At 57.6% G+C, this 15,989-nt stretch carries 12 protein-coding genes; 6 read left to right on the plus strand and 6 right to left on the minus strand.

The features are described from left to right. Positions 1 to 3 precede the first annotated feature (3 nt). The 6 genes from dsrK (at position 4) to rlmN (ending at position 6,797) form a co-directional block, all read left to right on the plus strand. Positions 4 to 1,647 (plus strand): sulfate reduction electron transfer complex DsrMKJOP subunit DsrK, encoded by a 1,644-nt coding sequence (gene dsrK, locus QZ383_RS10205; RefSeq protein WP_022659761.1) that lies wholly within the window; start codon positions 4 to 6, stop codon positions 1,645 to 1,647. Beyond that, positions 1,648 to 2,028 carry a sulfate reduction electron transfer complex DsrMKJOP subunit DsrJ gene (gene dsrJ, locus QZ383_RS10210; RefSeq protein WP_192112731.1) on the plus strand — a complete coding sequence of 127 codons (381 nt, stop codon included), beginning with the start codon at positions 1,648 to 1,650 and terminating at the stop codon, positions 2,026 to 2,028. Continuing rightward, complete coding sequence (gene dsrO, locus QZ383_RS10215) at positions 2,028 to 2,819, plus strand: sulfate reduction electron transfer complex DsrMKJOP subunit DsrO (RefSeq protein ID WP_291445165.1); 792 nt, start codon at positions 2,028 to 2,030, stop codon at positions 2,817 to 2,819. The genes dsrJ and dsrO overlap by 1 nt, the downstream gene beginning before the upstream one ends. 12 nt (positions 2,820 to 2,831) lie before the next feature. Continuing rightward, positions 2,832 to 4,001, plus strand: coding sequence for a sulfate reduction electron transfer complex DsrMKJOP subunit DsrP (gene dsrP / locus QZ383_RS10220; RefSeq protein ID WP_192112730.1), 1,170 nt, complete (start codon positions 2,832 to 2,834; stop codon positions 3,999 to 4,001). A gap of 211 nt (positions 4,002 to 4,212) precedes the next feature. After that, entirely contained in the window at positions 4,213 to 5,544 is a 1,332-nt protein-coding gene (locus QZ383_RS10225; RefSeq protein ID WP_022659757.1) for an HD domain-containing protein, read from the plus strand. Positions 5,545 to 5,732: 188 nt separating this feature from the next. Then, the gene (gene rlmN, locus QZ383_RS10230; RefSeq protein WP_291445169.1) at positions 5,733 to 6,797 is read left to right on the plus strand and encodes a 23S rRNA (adenine(2503)-C(2))-methyltransferase RlmN; all 1,065 of its coding nucleotides are present in this window, start codon (positions 5,733 to 5,735) and stop codon (positions 6,795 to 6,797) included. Between the two features lie 25 nt (positions 6,798 to 6,822). Here rlmN and QZ383_RS10235 read toward each other — a convergent pair whose 3' ends face one another. From QZ383_RS10235 to QZ383_RS10260, 6 genes are all read right to left on the minus strand, one after another. After that, entirely contained in the window at positions 6,823 to 7,329 is a 507-nt protein-coding gene (locus QZ383_RS10235) for a FeS-binding protein (protein WP_291445172.1), read from the minus strand. Continuing rightward, positions 7,326 to 8,315, minus strand: coding sequence for a 4Fe-4S dicluster domain-containing protein (locus QZ383_RS10240; RefSeq protein WP_291445175.1), 990 nt, complete (start codon positions 8,313 to 8,315; stop codon positions 7,326 to 7,328). The genes QZ383_RS10235 and QZ383_RS10240 overlap by 4 nt, the downstream gene beginning before the upstream one ends. 154 nt (positions 8,316 to 8,469) lie before the next feature. Then, positions 8,470 to 9,879 (minus strand): oligosaccharide flippase family protein, encoded by a 1,410-nt coding sequence (locus tag QZ383_RS10245; protein ID WP_291445177.1) that lies wholly within the window; start codon positions 9,877 to 9,879, stop codon positions 8,470 to 8,472. A 9-nt stretch (positions 9,880 to 9,888) separates the two neighbouring features. Next, positions 9,889 to 10,854, minus strand: a complete 966-nt coding sequence (locus QZ383_RS10250; protein WP_291445179.1) for an efflux RND transporter periplasmic adaptor subunit — start codon at positions 10,852 to 10,854, stop codon at positions 9,889 to 9,891. Beyond that, entirely contained in the window at positions 10,854 to 12,314 is a 1,461-nt protein-coding gene (locus tag QZ383_RS10255; RefSeq protein ID WP_291445181.1) for a TolC family protein, read from the minus strand. Before QZ383_RS10255 ends, QZ383_RS10250 begins: the two co-directional genes overlap by 1 nt. A 52-nt stretch (positions 12,315 to 12,366) precedes the next feature. Next, entirely contained in the window at positions 12,367 to 15,864 is a 3,498-nt protein-coding gene (locus QZ383_RS10260) for an acyltransferase domain-containing protein (protein WP_291445183.1), read from the minus strand. Positions 15,865 to 15,989: the final 125 nt, after the last annotated feature.

The raw sequence follows: 15,989 nt of genomic DNA on the forward strand, positions 1-15,989 counted from the left end.
ACGATGGCAAAATTACCTACGCCGCAAATGCTTGTGTCCAGCCGCCCGGCCTTTCCCGCCCAGGACTGGCTTGACACCAAGCCCGAATTTACACCGGGCAGCTTCTGCTATCCGGCCAAGAAAGAGACCATGGAACTTCTGCACATGCCCAATCCCCACGAATGGGATCCGGCGGCAGAAGACTGGAACCTGCCCGAAAACTGGGAACAGATCCTCTGCGACGCTTTTGAAGAACGCCTTGAAAAGCACCGTTCGCTCAAGCTGTTCATGGATATCTGCGTGCGTTGCGGCGCTTGCGCCGACAAATGCCACTTCTTCCTGGGCACCAATGATCCCAAAAACATGCCCGTGCTGCGCGCCGAGCTGCTCCGCTCGCTCTACCGCCGCGACCACACCATGCTGGGCAAGATCCTCGGCAAGAAAGTGGGCGCTCGCGGCTGGGACAAGGAAGTAGTGAAGGAACTCTTCTACTACGCCTACCAGTGCACCGAATGCCGCCGCTGCTCGCTCTTCTGCCCCTACGGCATCGACACGGCGGAAATCACCGCCATCGTGCGCGAACTGCTGCACGAAGTGGGCCTTGGCATCCACTGGATCATGGACCCGGTCAAGAACTGCAGCTTCACTGGCAACCACCTTGGCATCAAGCCCCACTCCTTTGTGGAAATCGTGGAAATGCTGGCCGATGACTGCGAAACCATCACCGGTATCCGTCCCAAGACGCCCTTCAACGAAAAGGGCCACGAAATCCTGTTCATCACGCCCTCCGGCGACGTATTTGCCGACCCCGGCATCTACACCTTCATGGGCTATCTGATGCTCTTCCACGAGCTGGATCTGGATTACACCTTCTCGACCTACGCTTCGGAAGGCGGCAACTTCGGCTCCTTTACCACGTTCAACATGGCAAAGAAGCTCAACGCCAAAATGTACGCCGAAGCCGAACGTCTGGGTTCCAAGTGGATTCTGGGCGGCGAATGCGGCCACATGTGGCGCGTGATCAACCAGTACATGGACACCTACAACGGCCCGTCGCCCTCGCACATGACGACGCCTGTTTCTCCCTACACGGGCACGGTGTTCCAGAACGCGGCTTCCACCAAGATGGTGCACATTGCCGAGTTCACGGCTGACCTGATCCACCACAACAAGCTGAACCTCGACCCCAGCCGTAACGACCATATCATCACCACCTTCCATGACTCGTGCAACCCTGCGCGCGGCATGGGTCTGCTTGATGAACCCCGCTACGTGCTCAACGCCGTGTGTAACAACTTTGTGGAAATGCCCGAAAACACCATCCGCGAGCAGACCTTCTGCTGCGGTGCTGGTTCCGGCCTCAACACAGAAGAAATCATGGAACTGCGCATGCGTTCCGGCATGCCGCGCGGCAATGCCCTGCGCTATGTGCAGGAAAAGCACGGCGTCAACCACATGGCCTGCGTGTGCGCCATTGACCGCGCCACTCTGCCCCCGCTTGCCAATTACTGGGCGCCCGGCGTCAATGTGAGCGGCCTGCACGAGCTGGTGGGCAATGCCCTTGTGATGAAGGGCGAGTGCAAGCGCACCATGGATATGCGCCAGGAAGACCTGCCCAACGTGGTAGAGGATGATGACGCGCCCGAGGCGCAGGGGGAGGGTCAATAGATGTATAACTCCAAAGCTGTAATTCTTGGGATCATTATCTTTGTGGTCCTGTTCACCTCCCCGTTCTGGGCAAGCATGCTGGGCAAGTCCTATACCAGCACCGGCATTGCGCTGCCCAAGAATGAAAAAGAGTGTGTGGAAAATGTGGATTTCATGCGCGACAAGCACATGCAGCTGCTCAACGAGTGGCGTGATGAAGCCCTGCGCAACGAAAACCGCACCTATGTGGCATCCAACGGTAAAAAGTGGACCATCAGCCTGCAGAACACCTGCATGAAGTGCCACACTGACTACAAGGGATTCTGCGAAAAGTGCCACGTTGCCAACAGCGTTGATCCCTATTGCTGGACCTGCCACATCATTCCCCAGGGGAGCAAGTAATGAACAAGAGCAGAAGAAGCTTTCTGAAAGTGGCGGGGCTTTCTGCCTGTGCCCTGAGCAGCGGGTTGGCTGGCCTTGGCGCCTTGTCCGGCGTTGCTCAGGCCAAGATTGCCCCCGGTCACTATGAAAAAGGTGCCAACGCCCTGCACGCTAAGCGCTGGGCCATGGTTATCGATACGCGCCAGTTCAATGGCCCCAAGGACTACGAACCGCTGATCGAAGCCTGCCATAAATTCCACAACGTCCCGCACGTTCCGGGCGACCAGAACATCAAATGGTTCTGGCTTGATTCGTTCGAGCACACCTTCCCTGATGAAATGAACGCCTTTTTGGACAAACGCCGGGCCGAAGCCAGCTATCCGCTGCTTTGCAACCACTGCACCAATCCGCCCTGTGTGCGCGTTTGCCCCACGCAGGCCACCTACCGGATGGAAGACGGCATTGTGGCCATGGACTACCACCGCTGCATCGGCTGCCGCTTCTGCATGGCTGGCTGCCCCTACGGCGCGCGTTCCTTCAACTTCAAGGATCCGCGCAAGTTCCTGGCAGATCCCGTGCCCAATCCGACCTTCCCCACGCGCATGATCGGCGTGGTGGAAAAATGCACCTTCTGCGCCGAGCGTCTGGCCGTTGGCCAGTTGCCCGCCTGCGTTGAAGCTTCTGGCGGCAAGATTCTCTTCGGCGACCTGGAAGACCCCAATTCAACGGTGCGGCAGGCTTTGTCCGCCAACTACAGTATCCGCCGCAAGCCCAACCTGGGCACGCAGCCCGGCGTTTACTACCTCATATAGGGAGGACAGGCCATGGTTGAAAAATTGCTCGAAGGTCCCAAGACCTACTACTTGTGGCTGCTCTTCCTGCTCTGCGTGATCGCAGGCTGCGGCATTGTGTACCTGGATCAGCTCCAGAACGGTCTGTCTGTGACCGGCATGAGCCGCGACGTTTCGTGGGGGCTGTACATTTCGCAGTTCACCTACTTCGTTGGTGTTGCCGCCTCAGCCGTTATGCTGGTGTTGCCCACGTACTTCCACCACTATAAAAAATTCAAGCGCATGATCATTTTTGGCGAATTCATGGCCGTTGCGGCCGTGGTCATGTGCGCCCTGTTCATCGTGGTTGACCTTGGGCAGCCCCAGCGCATGCTCAACGTCATGCTGCACCCCACACCCAATTCCGTCATGTTTTACGACATGCTGGTGCTCATCGGCTACCTTGGCCTGAACATCATTATCGGTTGGGTGACCCTTGAAGCCGAGCGTCACGAAATCGATCCCCCGAAATGGATCAAGCCCCTCATCTATCTTTCGATTCTGTGGGCCTTCTCCATCCACACGGTGACCGCCTTCCTGTACGCCGGCGTTCCCGGCCGCCACTACTGGCTTACCGCCATCATGGCTGGCCGCTTCCTGGCTTCCGCCTTCTGCTCCGGTCCTGCCATCCTGATGCTGCTCATGCTCTTGCTGCGCCGCCTCACCGGCTTTGACGTGGGCAAGGAAGCCGTGAAGACCCTGACCACCATCATCGTGTATGCCATGTGCGTGAACGTGTTCTTCTTTGTGCTGGAACTGTTCACGGCCTTCTACAGCAACATCCCCGGCCACATGGAGCCCATCCATGTGCTGTTCTTCGGTCACGGCGGGCATCTGCTGTGGGTGAGCTATTGGATGTGGGCTGCGGTTATCATGGCTTTTGGTTGTCTGGCCATTCTTATTCCGCCCAAACTCCGTACGCACCCCACGCTCATGCCCATCGCTCTGGCCATGCTCGTGGCCGCTTCGTGGATCGACAAGGGCCTTGGCCTTCTGATTGGCGGTTTTACCCCCAACATGTTTGAAGCCATCACCCCTTACATGCCCACTGGCAAGGAAATTGCCGTGGCCCTTGGCGTTTACGCCGTGGGCGCGCTGGTAGTCTCCCTGCTCTGGCGGATTGCGCTTGGCGTGAAAAAAGAAGTGAATCACTTCTCTGACTAGCCGTCAGGTACGTGTACTCAAACGCCCCCGTGTCACTGACACGGGGGCGTTTTGTCTTGGGGGCTGTCCTGTCAGCGAAAAGCCGCAAGTGATACAAACAATGATCCCGCATCCCGTAGCGGCATTTCTTCAACCGCAAGCTTGACTCGCACCCATGCTCGCGGGCATAGTATCAGCCATTCCCCGTTATTTTATTCGCAAGGAGCCATGGATGCATCAAGCGCTCAAAGACGCCATAACCATAAGCAAAACCCTGTTGCGCAACGGCTATGACGCTCATGTTATCAACGCCCCCTTGCAGGAACACCTGCTGGAAAACGCCACGCAGCCCACTGTGGATATTGCCTGCGAGCCGGATCTCGATACGCTTATCAAGCTTTTTCCCAAGGCAGTGCCGCAGCACGACAAGCGCGCTCTGGCCACGCTGGAAGAAAACGGCTTTGTCTTCTGTTTTTATCCCCTGGAAGTGGCTGCTGCAGGGCACCCGGAGCTTTCCCTGCTGCGCATCACGCCGACCATGATGGACAGGATGCCCCATGAGGAGCAGCTCAAGCTGCGCATCACGGGCTTTGGCAGCCCTGAAACCACGCAGGATGCCTACGACGGTTTTGAAGACGTCAAGGGCGGCGCTATCCAGCTTGCGGGCCTTCCGGATGAAACCCTGCGCCACAATTACCTGCTGGCGGTACGCGCCCTACGCTTTGCAGCCAATTTTGACCTGCCCATCGAGCCCAACACATGGCTTGCCATTGTGCGCGCCTCAAGCCGTGTGCTTGATTACGTACCGGCTACGGACATCATGGACGAATGGCGCAAAGTTGCCGCCGAATCCATGTACCGATTTGTGCGCCTGCTCTTTGATTCGCATATCCTTCAGGGGCTTATCCCCGAAGTGGCCTCCCTCTCCTGCCTCACCCAGATGCGCAACAAGGAAGGCGACACGGAAAACGTGTTTGAACACACACTTGAGTGCATGAAGCACTACCCCGAAGAAGATTTCCACTACGACTGGCTTGGCACCATGGCCATGCTGTTCCACGATGTGGGCAAGCTCTACACTGGCGAATATTTCGACGGCATCTGGACGTACTACCAGCACCACCGCGTAGGCGCCAAGGTAACGCGCAAGATTCTGCGCCGCCTGCACTTTGCGCAGGAAGATATCGACCTGCTGTGCCATCTGGTGCGCCATCACATGCGCTTCCACTTCATGATGACCGACAGGGGCATTCGCCGCTTCAAGGCACTGGACGACTACCCCCGGCTTATCGCCATGGCTAGGGCCGACCTCAAGGCCCGTGACGGCATACTCACCTCGTTCAACCACAATATGAAGTATCTGGATCGCGCGGAAACGCCGGAACAGATGCTGGAACCGCTGCTGAACGGCAATGAGATCATGAGCGAAACCAAGCTGTCGCCTGGCCCGCTGGTGGGCATTATTCGTGACGCGCTGTTGCAGGCCCAGATTGCAGGCGAAGTTACGGATGTTGAATCCGCCGTGACCTTTGTGCGTGATTACGCGCGCAAGTCAGTGGGATAATCGCCAAACCGCCTATGCTGACACTATGGGCGTTCCTTTGGGACGCCCTTTTTTTGCATACCTACTGCGTATGAACCCGATTTTGCTGGCATGAAAATTTCTTGCCCATCAGCGCCAAACATCGTAGTTCAACAGCCAGTACGCAACATATCTACACTACAAAACCTTATCTAATTCCGGCAGAGCATATGACCAATCTTCTCAACCTGACCCTTCCCGAGCTGGAAAACTGGCTTCAAACAGAACTGGGCGAGCGCAAGTTCCGCGCCATGCAAATTTGGCAATGGCTGTGGCAACGCATGGTTCGCGACTTTGAATCCATGACCAATATTTCAAAAGACTGCCGCGAAAAACTGACTGCCAAGGCTGTCATTGTCTGGCCGGAGGTTGTCACGGTTGAGAAAAGCCATGACGATACTACAAAATTTCTGCTGCGCCTCGAAGATGGTGCGCTGGTTGAAACAGTGCTTATTCCATCGGATTCGCGTGAAGGCGTACGCCGCTGGACGCAGTGCGTGTCGTCCCAAGTGGGCTGCGCCATGGCCTGTACATTTTGTTCTACGGGGCAAATGGGCTTTGAACGCAACATGACCATGGCCGAAATTCTGGGTCAGATCCTTGTGGCGCGTGCGCACCTGGGTGATGACAGGCCGGAATGGCCCATGCTGCGCAATATTGTGTTCATGGGTATGGGCGAGCCATTGCTCAACATGCGCGAACTCATGCGCTCCCTTGAAGGCCTGAATAACGCCAAGGGGCTGAATTTCTCCCCACGCCGCATCACAGTTTCCACATGCGGCATTGAAAAAGGGCTGCGCGAGCTGGGAGATAGCGGCCTTGCTTATCTGGCGGTTTCACTGCATGCGCCAACGCAGGAACTGCGGGCGAAAATCATGCCCAAGGCCGCACGCTGGCCTCTTGAGGAGATGTTTGAAGCGCTCAAGTCCTATCCGCTTAAAACGCGGGAGCACATTACCTTTGAGTATCTGCTGTTGGGCGGGGTCAACGACGGGCAGGAACAGGCCAGGGATCTGGCTCGGCTGGTAGGCGATGTGCGGGGCAAGCTGAACCTTATTGTCTACAACCCCGCAGAAGGCGCGCCCTACGCCGCCCCCACGGAAGAAAGCGTACTGGCCTTTGAGCAGTATCTCTGGAAGCGCAAGATCACGGCCATACTGCGTAAAAGCAAAGGACAGGACATCAAGGCAGCTTGTGGACAGCTTAAGGCGGATCGACAGGCACAATTGGACTGAACCGGGGTGGCTGGCTGGAATAGTTCTAGCGTTGAGCCGGACGCCGCCTTGAGGCGCCGCAGCTCGTGTCTGCCCCTTCGCGTGGTTTTAGCCAGCCGTAACCGCCCGTCCAGCGGCGGCAGAGCCTGTAAATCAGCAGGGGAAGCAAGGCCAGGGCACACACAAGATGCAACCCTTTAACGTATGCATACACACCATCATACAGAGAAAAATCTGGCATGTTATGCATGATAAGCGCCAAGCCGCTGATGGCCAGCCCTATCAGCAAACTCACGCGCAGCAGGCCGCAGCGGGTCAGGCAGTAAGCGCTGCGCCCCTGAAGACGCCAGACTGTGAAGGCGTAAGTTCCCAAGAACAGCAGTGCCGCTGACGAATAATAATGCGCAACAGATGGCGACCAGCTAGAGCTTTGAATCAGCCCATAGCGCCCGGCCTGCGGCAAATGCGCTAGACCGCTCCACACGGCTGTGAGCATGCTGGCCAGCCACAATACGCTGAAGAATGAGGAAAAAAGCGATGGCTGGTTTTTCATGGCTTGCGCCTCATCTTTCTTTCACGCCACAATCGCAGTACCGCCAGGGCCGCCCCTGCCACAGGGGCCAGCAGAACCGCCTTCAGCAGGCTGTTTTCTTTATCCATACTGGCGCCAGCCGGGCGCAAACTCGGCATACCAAAGCCTACCTTTCCCTGACGCAGCATGTTGGCTTCAATATCGCGGAAAAGCACTGAAGAAACATAGATGGTGTTTGTGCCGCCATTTTCTTTGAGCCCAAAGATGTCTCCGCCTCTTTGGTCCGCCAATTCCTTGGCCAGCTTTGTCATTTCCTCACGAGGCCCTATGCGCATGGCCCCCTGCGGACAGGCGGCCACGCAGGCCGGACTCTCTCCAGCCGTGAGCAGAGAACTGCAGTAATCACATTTGAACATCTGCCCGGTGCCAACGTATCTGGGAGCAAGATTGAGGTAGGACCCCACCCCCGCCTGACGCTGGGGGATACCCCACGGGCAGGCCCGGTCGCAGGGGCCATCCCCCAGACAAGTACTGCGATGGATGTAAATCGCGCCTTCGTTGCTCTGTCGCAAGGAGCCAGTGCTGCAAAGCGTGACGCACTGTGGGTTCAGACAATGCAAACAGCGCCGGGGCAGATATATCCGCCGCTCCACACCGTTAACCGTGATGGAGCACGACTGGATGAAAAGCCAGTTGTAGGGAGTAAGGCGGGAAACTTCATCGCGGCGGGTCGACCAGTCATTGGTGCGCACCCAAGCAGGGTAAGGACGGGGAATCGGCTGCGCAGGAAGGGGGATCCCGGCCAGATTTCTGTCGCGGCAGGCCGACACACAGACTCCGCAACCATTGCAGAGATCCACATCAATGATGGTGGCGCGGTCATCGCCGCCGCCCCAGTTCTGCAAGCTTGAGGCCATAGAAGATGATGCACCCGCCAGCGATAAGCCCGCAGTGCCCGCCATGGCCTTAATGATTGACCTGCGCTGTAAAAGCAGTTTGTTGTCCATGGGAATGCCCTGCCTGTTACTGTCTTGCAGTAATGCTATAGGCCTGCCTTTACCGTGGCGTCAACGTCTCGGGCAATTTGCCCGGCACGACTTGGTCATCCCGGGATGGTCGCCACGTCGAGCCTTGCCCGGCAACTGACAGTCCAGACAAGCATCAGGCCTGCGCGGCTTTTTCAAAGGGCGGCGGTGGTCTCCAGCGCCAGAACAAGGCCAGCAAAGGCACAAGCCCGGCCAGTTCTGCCAGTTCGCGCGGCGCAACAAGCCCTATTCCCCACCATAGTCCTACGCAGACGGCGCAGCTGGCAAGCATGAGTCCCCACTGCCCAAGCGACATGGGCCGCGCGGCCCACTGAAAATAGCCAACTGTTAGCAGAGCCACCCAAACCTTGGTAATGGTGAGGGACAAGGCCGCACCTTCAAGGGGCATGGCAGGAATAAGAGTAAAACAGCACACCAGATTGCACACCAGGCCTGTGAGATAAAATACCAGGAGCAATCGGTGTTGACGCATGCCGATCATGGCGTATGCCGCAAGGTTGTGCAAAAAGGCCGTCGCCAGGCACGGTGTAAGCAAACGCTGAGCAGTGACAGCACTTTGATAGTTGGGGCCGTAAATCAGGGGAAGAAAGCGGTCGCTCTCCACACAGATAAGAAAAATAATGGGCAGCGACGCAGCCCATAAGGAGCGGGCTGTCTGACCTGCCAGCTGGCGGAATGCGTCCTTATCCTGCTGCCAGAGCTTTGCCAGCAGAGGAAAAATAACCTTGCCCAACAGTGCGCTGGAAACAAGCACCGACAGACCTTCAACGGTTTCCCAGGCAACACCGTAGCCACCCACATCGGCATTACCGCCATACTGCTTAAGAAATATGACGTTGATCTTGTTATAAAACATGGCGCAGCCAGCCATGCAGGTAAAGATAAGGCCGTGCTTCATGTGACGGGCCAGATCTTTCATTCCATCAAGGCCAACACCAGCCAAGGGATTGCGCTGTAATGCCAACAAAGCAAAAATGATGCACAGCACTGATTCCATGGGCTTGTACAGGGCAATCACAATGGGCGGCGCCCCAAGCACCACACAGGCGATGCCAAAGCCAATGCCCATCAGCGCGGAAGGCACACGGATGCGCATTTCCACATCCTGCCGACCCCGCGCCTGGCACAGCGCAAAAAAAGAATCGCTCACACCGTCCAGCCCAAGGCCCGCCGCAATGTACATGACCACAAGCCGCAACTCTGGCGTATAGTTCTGCCAGCCGGTCACAAGCCATGTAACGCAGAGGGCCAGAATAAGCACAACGAGCTTGAGCCAGGTGACTTCACCCAGCAGGGCTACCGGGCGCCCTTCTCGCCGGGCAAATGTTGAGAGCAGAAAATCATTAAGCCCCACGTCGGCTATGGTTTTCACCAGATAGCCGAACGTGAGCGCCAGCACGACCTGCCCCAGTATATCGGGGCTGCGGCGTGCAAGAAGAATGGTAAAAGCGGTCCAGGCCAGGTCGCGCGTCCACTGCGCACCCAGAATGTACCCCAATCGTCGGGGGATGCTTTTCAGCTTCATGAAACGGGCTTACCTGCTCCCTTTGAATCGCACCACAGCCTTGAACCCAGGCTTGAGTTCAAGACCAGGATTGGGAACAGTAAGCTCCACCGTGTAATATGAGGGGGTTGAAACGTTCATGTCATTAGAAACCCACGAAATTTCATTCACTGTACCGTTGAACTTCTTGTTGTTCAGCGAAGGGATCTCAACTTCCACCGAGTCTCCAGCCTTGATGCCGCTGATCTCGGCTTCGTAAACGGGCACCTGGATCAGCACGGGATCAAGCCGCCCCACGCGCACGGGCGTGGTGCCAGCGGCCAGCAGAGAACCGGGGTTGAGCGTGGCGTCAAGCGACAGCACGTAGCCGTCAATGGGAGAAGTCAGCGTAAGGAAGGCCGGCAGACGCTCCCCTTCCTTGATGGTCGTGCCGAAATAGCCGCTGAGTTCTTCGAGGCGAGCGGAAAAATTCTGTTCAGATTTCTGAATGGTCACAGTCAAAAGATCAATGCGGCGCTTTAGGGAGTGGACATCGTCTTCCAGTCGACTGGAAGCCTGGGCAGAACCGAGCCCCGAGGCGGCAAGCTGCCGGGCCTTGTTGCGCTGGGCAGCCGTTTCTGCAAGCTTGCGATCAAGATCAAGCACCTGCCCTCTCAAATTCTCCGTAGCGGCCCCGGTGGTCACTTCTCGTTGCAGTACGCGCTCGGCCTCTTCCTGAAGGTGATAACGCATCAGCGGGGCACCCTTGGCAACGGCTTCGCCAGGCTTGACCAGCACCTCGTCCACAACTGCGTTAAAGGGCACAGGCACAGCGCGCGTGACCGTTGTAACGACCTTGCCGGTCAGAATAGTCGCGCCAGCGCCTATGGAACCATTTTCTGCAGCTGAAGCAGCGTTCTGGAACATCAAAAAAGCAGCAAGCATCACAACAGACAGTGCTGCTGCAAAACAACGGCGCCGGGCCTGCGGCTCCGTTTTTTTATACATATCAGACATTACAGCAACTCCTTAGCAGGCAGGCCGAGGAAGCGCTGGGCCAGGGAATTTGACAGATCCATCCACTCAAGCTGGGCCAGTTTATAGTCAAGCTCTGCACTGATGTAGGCTATGCGCGCCTGAACCATGTCTTCCTGCTTGGAGGCCATGTCGGGCAGCTGCGCAATACCTTCGTGGAAAGAAATCTGGGCTTCCTTGTACTGCATGCTGGCAGTGTCCAAACGGGTCTTGGCGAGCTTGAGTTCCGTTTCGGCCAGGGCTACCCGCTGCTCGCTCTGGAGCCATTTATTGGAGTAGTCCGAACGTTTGCGGGCCAGCTCGTGGAAGGCCTGGGCCTTGACCATGCGCGCGGTCTGCACGCCACGGTACCTGCGACCCCAGTCGATAAGCGGAAAGTCAAAGGTCAGATGCAAAAAGGTGTCTTCTGAGCCGCTCGGAGGCTGATACTGCCCCGAAGGCGGATTGTTATTCAGCGCAATGGACATGGTCGGCATGTACTGGGCCCAGGCAACCATGATATTGTAATCGCCCAGAGTCACCTGCCCGCGAAGCAGCAGGTCGTCTTCTGTGGCAGGCCAGCGTTCTTCCCAGGTGAGCTTGCGGCCATCAAAACCAGCCAGCACGGAATCAGCGCTCTTGGTATCCACTTCAAGTCTCTGCTGCGGCTCAACGCCAGCAAGAATCTTGAGCTGTGTACGCTGCATAACTTCCTTCATGCGGGTCTGCTCCAGCTTGAGTTCAAGCTCGCGCTGGTGCTGAATGGCCATGTTGAGCGAAACGCCCTGGCGGCCATCAACAGCCTCAACCTTCTTCCAGTAATCCACAAGTTCCTTGCCGAGCGGCAGCAGCTCTTTCTGCGCTTCTACAATCTTCTGCTGGGCCTGAAGCTGGAGATAGGCTTCGCCAATCTTGCCAATGGCCTTGCCCACGGCCTTGCGGTGGGTGGAAATTGCCAGGTTGACCATGGCAGTCTGCACCTTGTGCTCAAAATAGGTGGCCATGGGATTGGGGAAGGCTGCATAAAAGCCCACACGGAACCGGGTTTGACCGTAATCGCTGGGCGTATCCTTGTTGTCCATATTATACCGGGTCAGGTTATTGGACACTGTAAAATTCATGCGCGGCTCGGGAAGGTACTTCCACACGGCGTCTGTCTGGGCGAGACGCTTGATTTCAATATTCACGGCGCTGTTGACCAGGGCAGGCGACTGCTGAATGGTCAGGAACACGCAATCTTCAAAGGAAAAAACCTTCTTGGGATCATAGAGGTTCGGCACTGCGGCTTCAAGCTTGGCCTTGTTTTCAACAGGCACGCCTGGGGCTTCCTCAAGCCAGTGTTTGGCGGGAAGTTCTGGCGACTTGAGCCCTGCCTTGTTGGAACAGGCTCCGGCAAGCAGGGCCGCCACAAGCAGCAGCGGCAGAAAAAGACGTGTAGTAAGGTTTGCTTGTGCAGTGAGCATCTGGCACCCTTTGCGCCGTTGCGCTTTGCGCGACGCTGAGCAGATTGAGTGTTTATGCCGAGGGATTCACGGCTGGGGAAAGCCCTGCCTGATCACGTCGGTCAAATTCTAGATGGTGAATCGTCAAAAAAACATGCCCGTCCTGATCAATGACCTGCGCGTCAAAACGACGCAACCGTGCATTGGCCCAGGATCGCTGCATCAATATGCGCAAGGGGCCGTCCGCACGGGCAGGCCCGATGCGGATAAAGCCCACAGCATGCAAAGCCCACTCCTGCATAGTGGCAGCAAGAGCGGCAGTGTCAGAAAAATCCTTGGAGTATTCGGATGTTATGGCAAGCCATGCAGCCTGCAATACGCCCTCCACCACAAGCATGTCCCCAGTATAGCCAGAATCAGCGCCGGGGGCAATGCATGTCTGGGGCAAACTCAACGCGCCAGAAAACAAGTCGTCGGGCAACGCACAGAAATTATCCACCAAGCGCCACTCGCGGCCCAGTCCGGCAGCAATATAGAATGGCCCAGTGCCAAACACAGGGCTTACCACGGAGGCTGCCGCAGGCATTTCTTCCCACAGGGGGCGCACACTGCTGCGATGAGCCGCAAGCCACACCATACCCTCGCTCACCAGCGCGTACTGTGCAGTATGTCTGCCATTGGGCGTCAATCCACGCACCGCAAGCTCACTGCGGCACATGCGCGTCATGACTTTTTCCTGCATCAGCCAGGGTTCCGCCTCAGCGGTCACACGACATTCGCGAGTAATGCCCGGCGGCAGTTCCGGAGCATCAAAAAACCGCAAATCGCAAAAGCCCGTAACTGTCAGCCAGGGCAAAGCTTGCCTCGAGCTCTCGAGCATGGCCTCCAGACTGCGGCAAACCGGCAGGCGGGGCACATCAGCCCCAAGACAGTTGCCCTGCTGTGCCCCGTACAACTCCAGCGTTTTGTCGGCAAAGCGCGAAAAATGGCAGCCCCCCTGAAACAGGGTGGCGGTTGAGCGGTATGCGGGATGAGGCTCAGGAAACACCAACGGGAACCTCAATGGATTCTCCTTGATGATGTCCCGGGCGGGCGGCTCCTCGCACACAACCGGGCCGTCAAGGGCTCCGGGCCGCACCCAGATTACCTGCTCGGCTGTGCCGCAAAGAAGTTCACGCGCCAGCATATCACCCCATTCGTCAAGGCTCGCTCTTTCAGGGCCGTGCAACATGCGGATTGCCCGCACAGCCACATTATGAGCGTGAGCCGCCGCATCCAGGGCTTTTTCCAGCGGGGCGTCAAAAATACAGTTTTCCACTTCGGGAGGCAGCACGGAGCAACTGCCGACAAAGCGCAGGCCGTGCGGCACGGCGGCCGCAATCGCCGCATCCATCAACACGCCAAGGCGCTCCGGCGCAGCATGTGGCGGCACGTCATCGGCAGAAGGCGCAACCATGATGCCAGCCGGAACTGGCGGCACAAAAAACAGCCCGTCCACTCGGCCCTGTGCCTGTGCGAAATCGGCTATGACCGCCTGCAACTGACTGGCTACAAGAGCGGTTTCGCCGCCTTTTCCCAAGTCGATATCGAGCGGCATCAATCTTGCGCCGGCCTTGGCAAGGGGAGCGCACCGCTCAAGCAGCGGCTGGGGCACGCCCAGCACGCATCCCAGGGGTGCAATGCCGCTCAGCAGGCGGGGCAATATGTGAGCATCCAACACGCAGAGGAGCACAACATCGCCGGGCTGGAGATTTATCCCTGAAGCACTGGAATCAAGGGGCAGAGGTTCAAGGCGCAGATCACTATTGTGCCCATCAGCGGGCAAGGCCTTAATGGGGGCAAACCTGCGCAGCGGGTCCGCACAGAGTTTTGCAGTTGTGCTGGCCCTTTCTGCGGCCTGCTCAGCCTGCCCGGCAAAGGCGGAGCCGCCGGAAAGCACCCGGCCAAGATCTCCAATGGTCGACACCTGCAACAGATCTTCAAAATTGACGGTAATGCCAAGGGCCTTTTCCACATCCTGCACAATATGGGGAAAACGGCTGGAGCGCAGGGCAAGATCATACCGCAGATCCATTTCTGGACGCAGATCCTCGACCGGCCTGCCGCAGGCCTGAGCCAGAATTTGCAGAACCACCGCCATGCTTTCGGCATGGGATGCCGTTACAGGTGCGGAATCAGACGCTTCGATGACAGGGGCGGCAAGTTCAACCTTTTCTGTTTCCATGACACGGGGTTGCGGTGCATCTGACACCGCCGAAGCGCAGGCATTTGCACCATTGCCAACCACAGCGGGGCGTAAACCGCAGTGGGGCGCAGGTTTGCAGGCCAGCAAGCGGGCTTCGCCGCCGCTTGCCGCCAGATGTGCCCGCCGGACCACAGCATCCCGCCGCAGGTAACCCAACGAATACAGGTGGGCGCAAGCCTGACGCATGCCCTCCACTTCTTTCCCCTTGCGCCCTGCGGTCAGGCATTTTGCCTGCGGCTCATTGTCAGCCGCAAGGCTGCACAGCGTATCCTGCGGGCCAAGTTCAAGAAAATACCGGATGCCCTCGCGGTTCCACATGGTCTGCACACATTCTGTCCACCGCACGGAATTTTCATCAAGATCGGCGATGTACTGGCAGATGGAGGGTTGATCTTCAGGGTAGAAATCTGCGGTAATGCCACTCAGCATGGGTCTTTCGGGCGCAGACATGTCGAGGGCGCTCAGACGGCGCAAAGAAATGTCGCGCAGCACGCGCATGCTGGGATGGTGGAAAGCCAGGCTCACATTGAGCACAATGGCAGGAATGCGGCGCTTGCGCAGGCTCTTGCGGGCTTCCTGCAACACACCCCGAGGGCCGCTCAGAATAAACTGATGCGGCGTGTTGTAGTTGGAAACATAGAGTTCGGGCCACGTGGCGCAGGCTTCGTTGATGATCTCGGCATCCGCGTGCACGGCCATCATGCCTGTTTCGCGGGAGGCCCCAGCCTCCAGCTCAGCCATGTGTACGGCGCGCGTATCCAAGATATACCACGCCACTTCGGGGGCCAGTATGCCTGAAAAACAGAGGGCGATCATTTCACCAAGGCTATGGCCGCAAAAAAGCGAGGGGCGCAGCCCCAGCGAAGACAATACGCTCCACTGGGCATACTCCAGCATGAATACGTAAGGAGATTGCCAGCGGGTAAGGCTGATTTTCTCCACGCCCGTTTCATCCATGAGGCCAAGGATGTCCCAGTCCGCCACGGCGGCAATGCGATCCATAGCTGCTCGGGCTGCGGGAAAATTGTCGTACAGTTCGCGGCCCATTCCAGGCCAGACCGCCCCAAGACCGCAGCACATCACCGCCAAGGGCGGCGGGCCGTCAGCCCGCTCCGGCGCGATCCACAGACCGCGCGCTTCCAGCCTGACAAGGGCTTCGTCATCGGGATTTGCTGGCAGAGCCAATAATTCCTGCCGCCATGCGGGGTTGACGGCACCAATGCGCCACTGCTGGCCAGCCTGTTGCAGGTTGGCATAACGCACGCCATCAAGAACTATTTCGTCTTGTAAGGTGCCTGGTACTGGATTTTCGTAGTCCTGACGCATATCTTAGTGCCTGTAAAGGGCCAAAGCCCGGCAACCCGACAGGGCCGAGGCGGGGCAAAAGGGGCATAGCAGCCATTTGGGTAAAGGATTACGTTAGTAGATAACATCATTCTTGTCCAGCCAGC

Source organism: Desulfovibrio sp. (assembly GCF_019422935.1).
GTDB lineage: Bacteria > Desulfobacterota > Desulfovibrionia > Desulfovibrionales > Desulfovibrionaceae > Desulfovibrio.

Bases quoted from the DNA above. Each gene is read 5' to 3' on its own strand.
- rlmN (WP_291445169.1), top strand. From the start codon at position 5,733: ATGACCAATCTTCTCAACCTGACCCTTCCCGAGCTGGAAAACTGGCTT.
- QZ383_RS10240 (WP_291445175.1), bottom strand. From the start codon at position 8,315: ATGGACAACAAACTGCTTTTACAGCGCAGGTCAATCATTAAGGCCATG.
- QZ383_RS10255 (WP_291445181.1), bottom strand. From the start codon at position 12,314: ATGCTCACTGCACAAGCAAACCTTACTACACGTCTTTTTCTGCCGCTG.
- dsrP (WP_192112730.1), top strand. From the start codon at position 2,832: ATGGTTGAAAAATTGCTCGAAGGTCCCAAGACCTACTACTTGTGGCTG.
- dsrO (WP_291445165.1), top strand. From the start codon at position 2,028: ATGAACAAGAGCAGAAGAAGCTTTCTGAAAGTGGCGGGGCTTTCTGCC.
- dsrK (WP_022659761.1), top strand. From the start codon at position 4: ATGGCAAAATTACCTACGCCGCAAATGCTTGTGTCCAGCCGCCCGGCC.
- QZ383_RS10235 (WP_291445172.1), bottom strand. From the start codon at position 7,329: ATGAAAAACCAGCCATCGCTTTTTTCCTCATTCTTCAGCGTATTGTGG.
- QZ383_RS10225 (WP_022659757.1), top strand. From the start codon at position 4,213: ATGCATCAAGCGCTCAAAGACGCCATAACCATAAGCAAAACCCTGTTG.
- QZ383_RS10260 (WP_291445183.1), bottom strand. From the start codon at position 15,864: ATGCGTCAGGACTACGAAAATCCAGTACCAGGCACCTTACAAGACGAA.
- QZ383_RS10245 (WP_291445177.1), bottom strand. From the start codon at position 9,879: ATGAAGCTGAAAAGCATCCCCCGACGATTGGGGTACATTCTGGGTGCG.
- dsrJ (WP_192112731.1), top strand. From the start codon at position 1,648: ATGTATAACTCCAAAGCTGTAATTCTTGGGATCATTATCTTTGTGGTC.
- QZ383_RS10250 (WP_291445179.1), bottom strand. From the start codon at position 10,854: ATGTCTGATATGTATAAAAAAACGGAGCCGCAGGCCCGGCGCCGTTGT.